This is a genomic window from Brachybacterium tyrofermentans (assembly GCF_014897585.1).
Taxonomy (GTDB): domain Bacteria; phylum Actinomycetota; class Actinomycetes; order Actinomycetales; family Dermabacteraceae; genus Brachybacterium; species Brachybacterium tyrofermentans.
Genome location: NZ_JABUXW010000061.1, coordinates 1 through 4,347, shown reverse-complemented (window position 1 = coordinate 4,347; position 4,347 = coordinate 1). Strand labels below are relative to the sequence as shown.

Sequence of the window (4,347 nt, the reverse complement as noted above, 5' to 3'; positions counted from 1 at the left end):
GAGATATTGTCAAGACCTGTGGATGAGGAGTTTCAAGCGGCTTGCTGATCCGCCTCGGATTTGTGGGTGTCGGGGTGGTCGGGTCGCTCGACCAGGAGGCCCTTCTCGAACGTCGCTCCGGCGCGGACGAGGGCGACGAGGTGGGGGGCGTTCACGGCTCGCCAGCAGTCTTGGGCGGACTCGATGAGCTTGAAGGCCATCGCCACGCCGGCTGCCCGCGAGCCGGGCACCTTGGGGGCCCGCGGACGAGATTGGCCAGCGTCTGAGCATGGGCGAGCATGGCCTCATCGAGGATGGGCAGACTCTAACTTCAACGGGCCAGACGAACTCGCCAGCTACCTCCTACACCTGGCAGGCACCAACGACAGCGGCCCCCTCAGAGACGCACTCGAAACCTTGACAGGGAAGCACCCAGCCGCCGCAGGCTACCCCACACCCCTGTCCGAGCAGGAGCACGTATCCCCCGCCGACTGAGAATCGTCAGCGGGCGATGCACTCAGTAGATAGCTCCGACCATGTGGTCTTGACCACAAGCTTTTGATATGAGACGGTCGTTTTCCGTCCAAAGTCTAAGGAGAGCGAAGATGGAGAGACGAGCACTTCTGGTATCTGGCGCAGCGCTACTTGCGGCTGTCGCTGTTCCCACGGGCGCCATGGCGGAACCCCGCCTCGCGACCACGCCTTCGAATTCAGATATCGACGACGCGCAGATCCCAGCCTTCGCTGGCGGTAAAAAATCGGGCGTAGTAACCGATACATACGAGGTCGAGGGCGAAGGCGTCTACTCGATCGAGATGAATCTCGATACCGGTGAGGGTGTGATCACCGCTCCAGATGGATCGACCAAGGCCGTCGACGGGGAGAGCCTCGCCACCCAGGCGCAGGAGTACCTGGAGCGGGGTCAGAGCGAAGGCAAGACAGTCGCAGCTCCGACCGGCGGCATGCAAACGATGGGCCTCAAGGAAGACGTATGTCCCTACCTGGTGGGGGCGATCGCTGGTGGCCATGCAGCTGCGTGGAGAGCGGCTCTCGTACTCGTTGGCGCAAATCCTGCTATCGGAATCGTCATGGGACTCGGTTACGGCGCTTTCTGGATCTGGGTCTCCACCAATTGCCCATCGTGATCGGGTGAGAAAATGGCCAGAGAATCTAATTCAGGTCCGGCCCTGCAACTATGGGCGCTTGTACGCTATGGAGCTCTTGTTGTCCTAATTGGCGGGATAGTGGTTGTCTCGTTCCAGCTGGTTACGGGTTCGTCGTTGTCGTGGGGTTCGACTGGGCCAGCTTTCGTCGTAGTCGGGGTTGCAGGGGTCGCTTTTGCGTATATATTGAGGGCCACAGGTAGCCACGGAAGAAAATAACCGTTAGCCGAAGATGGCGAGGGCCCCCAATGTTCGCGGCAGCTCAGCGCTCAAATAGCGTGCGAGATATTGTTAAGACCTGTGGATGAGGAGTTTCAGGCGGCTTGCTGATCCGCCTCGGGTTTGTGGCTCTTCGCGGTTCGTGGTGAATGACCCTGCAGTGGCGGGTATTCACGCTACGGTTCTCGCGGCGCTGGTCAGCAGGATACGGGTCCGGTAGTTCTCGGCGTTGCGGAATCCGCGGCCGGTACGTTTGATGTTCTTGATGCCGGTGTTCGCTGCCTCGACGCGGGCGGTGGTCGCGCCGGTGACGATCAGGACTTCAATCGCGTCCCACCAGGCCACGACGGTGTCGTAGAGCTTGGTCGCCTCGGGCATGTTTGCGATCTGGGCGAAGTAGCCCATCCGCATCCGTTCGTCCCAGGCCTGGGCGAGGGTGTCGGTGGTCAGCAGGCGCCGGAGCTGTTCCTTGATGCCCCAGGCGGCCGAGAGCTCGTCGGTGGGATCATCGGTGCGGAAAACGTGCTCAAGCCGTTCCCAGGCGCGAGGGGTGAGGGTGTCCGCGCCGCGCAGCAGCAGCATCCTGTGGGCCCAGGCCGGATCGTCCTTGCGGCCCCGACGACCACGGTGGGTGCGTGTCAGGCGCTGACGGACGGTGGTGACCATGCCGTTGCCCAGTTTCACGAGGTGGAACTTGTCGACCGAGACTGCGGCCCGGGGCAGGTAGTCCCGTAGTGCCTTGCGGAACGCGGCTGAAGGGTCGATCGCGACGATCTCGATCCGCTCCCGCCAAGGCTCTGAGCGCTGGCCGAGCCAGTCACCGACCGCAGCGGAGTCGCGTCCGTCGACTATGCCGAGCACCTGCCCGGTGGCCAGGTCGACCAGCGTCGTCATCCACGGTTCGAACCGTCTCCAGGCTCCCTGATCGGTGCGGAACCAGCGCACCGTGCGGTAGCGGTGCTCATCGATGCCCAGGCGCGTCACCGGGACGTCGTCGACGGCAGGCAGGACGACGGCAGCAGCCGCCAGGGCGGCCTGGACCAGCCACCACGAGACGCCGTGGGCCCGGGCCACCTCCGAGGCTGCTCTGCCGGACGTGATCACGGCCGAGACGACCTGCTCCCGCAACCGGGTCGTCGAGCGTGCGTATCGCGGGACCTGCTCGGTGGACTCCCAGAACGTGCCCCTGGTGCAGGCCGGCTCGAGGCAGAACCAGCGCCGCTTGGCCCACACCACCTCTATCGCCCCAGCAATCGGGACGTCCCGAATATGCTGGTCCCGGCGGGAGTGGACCTTCGTCGCGAGCACCCCGCAGGACGGACAGCCTGGCGGGAAGGTCGAGGCGACCACCACCCGCCGGTCCCCATCGGGCAGGTCGATGACGTCGATGACCTGGTAATTGGGCAGGTTGAAGATCGTGCTCGCAGCATCGCGCTGCGAACCAGTATTCTCATGCACAGGCTCGTGGTCCTCTGGGATGTGGATGTCTTGACAACACCCATCACAGCAGGGCCACGAGCCGTTCTACGCCAACGACGCGACGCTCCCCATCACCACGAACCGCGAAGAGCCGGGTTTGTGGGTGTCGGGGTGGTCGGGTCGCTCGACCAGGAGGCCTTTCTCGAACGTCGCTCCGGCGCGGACGAGGGCGACGAGGTGGGGGGCGTTCACGGCTCGCCAGCGGGCTTGGGCGGACTCGATGAGCTTGAAGGCCATCGCCACGCCGGCTGCCCGCGAGCCGGGCCCCTTGGTGACCCGCTGACGCAACCGGACGGTCGCGAAGGTCGACTCGATCGGGTTCGTGGTGCGCAGATGGACCCAGTGCTCAGCGGGGTAGTCGTAGAACTCCAGCAGCACGTCGAGGTCGTCGGCGATCTTCGCGACCGCCTTGGGCCACTTCGCGCCGTAGAGGTCGGCGAACACCCGGACCGCGGCCTCGGCATGCTCGCGGTCCTCGGCCTGCCAGATCTCGGCCAACGCCTTCTTCGCGCCCGGTTGAGCAGACTTGGGCAGCGCGTTCAGGATGTTGCCGATCTTGTGAAACCAGCAGCGCTGCTCGCGCGTGGTGGGGAACACGTCCCGGACCGCGGCCCAGAAGCCCAGCGCCCCGTCGCCGACCGCGAGCACCGGTGCGGCCATCCCGCGCCGCTTGCACGAGCGGAGCAGGTCGGCCCAGGACTCGGTGGACTCGCGGTGCCCGTCATCGAGCGCGATCAATTCCTTGGTGCCGTCGGCGCGGACCCCGATCATCACCAGCAGGCACACCTTGTCCTGTTCCAGGCGGACCTTGAGGTGGATCCCGTCGACCCACACGTAGACGTAGTCGGTGCCGGCCAGGGAGCGCTGGTTGAACGCCCGGGCCTCGTCCTGCCAGTCCTTGGTGAGCCGGGTGATCGTTGCCGCCGATAGGCCGGCGTCGGAGCCGAGGAACTGCTCCAGCGCCGGGGCGAAGTCGTTGCTGGACAGACCGTGCAGGTACAGCAGCGGTAGCACCTCGGCCACCCGCGGCGACTTCCGGGCCCACGCGGGCAGGATCGCCGAGGCGAACCGCTGGCGCTGCCCGGTGGCCTCGTCAGTGCGCTTGTCGTTGACCCGTGGGGCTCGCACCGACACCGCGCCGGCGGCGGTGGTCACCTCCCGTTCGGCGTGGTAACCGTTGCGGACCACCAGGCGGTGGCCGTCCTCGTCAACCTGGTCGGCCGCGGCGTCGACGTAGGCGGCGACTTCAGCCTGCAGCGCCGCTGCGAGCATCTGCCGGGCACCATCGCGGACGATCTCATCGAGCAACGACCCACTGGACTCGGTCGCGTCGTGGTTGGGCTCGCTACCGTCGCGGACTATCTTGAGCATGGGCGTACCTTCCCGAACCAGCGCTCCAACGCCGGTCCTTGATCAGAACTGCTTCGTCTAGAAGATCATCCTCGGGAAGGTGCGCCCCTTGCACGTCACCCCGCCGAGAACCATCCACAGGTTCTGATCATTCCTC

3 protein-coding genes and 1 pseudogene are annotated in these 4,347 nt (G+C 65.4%); 1 reads left to right on the top strand and 3 read right to left on the bottom strand.

Annotated elements, in window-relative coordinates; all coding sequences use genetic code 11:
• Nucleotides 1-32 precede the first annotated feature (32 nt).
• Nucleotides 33-233 (bottom strand): annotated as a pseudogene (locus tag INT49_RS20540) (hypothetical protein); the annotation flags it as partial.
• Nucleotides 234-584: 351 nt separating this feature from the next.
• Here INT49_RS20540 and INT49_RS20535 point away from each other — a divergent pair.
• Nucleotides 585-1,124 carry a hypothetical protein gene (locus tag INT49_RS20535; RefSeq protein ID WP_193119590.1) on the top strand — a complete coding sequence of 180 codons (540 nt, stop codon included), beginning with the start codon at nucleotides 585-587 and terminating at the stop codon, nucleotides 1,122-1,124.
• Nucleotides 1,125-1,532: 408 nt separating this feature from the next.
• Here INT49_RS20535 and INT49_RS20530 read toward each other — a convergent pair whose 3' ends face one another.
• Both INT49_RS20530 and INT49_RS20525 read right to left on the bottom strand, forming a co-directional pair.
• Nucleotides 1,533-2,819 (bottom strand): ISL3 family transposase, encoded by a 1,287-nt coding sequence (locus INT49_RS20530; RefSeq protein ID WP_193119589.1) that lies wholly within the window; start codon nucleotides 2,817-2,819, stop codon nucleotides 1,533-1,535.
• A gap of 66 nt (nucleotides 2,820-2,885) precedes the next feature.
• Nucleotides 2,886-4,211, bottom strand: coding sequence for an IS256 family transposase (locus tag INT49_RS20525; RefSeq protein ID WP_226851114.1), 1,326 nt, complete (start codon nucleotides 4,209-4,211; stop codon nucleotides 2,886-2,888).
• Between the last annotated feature and the right edge of the window lie 136 nt (nucleotides 4,212-4,347).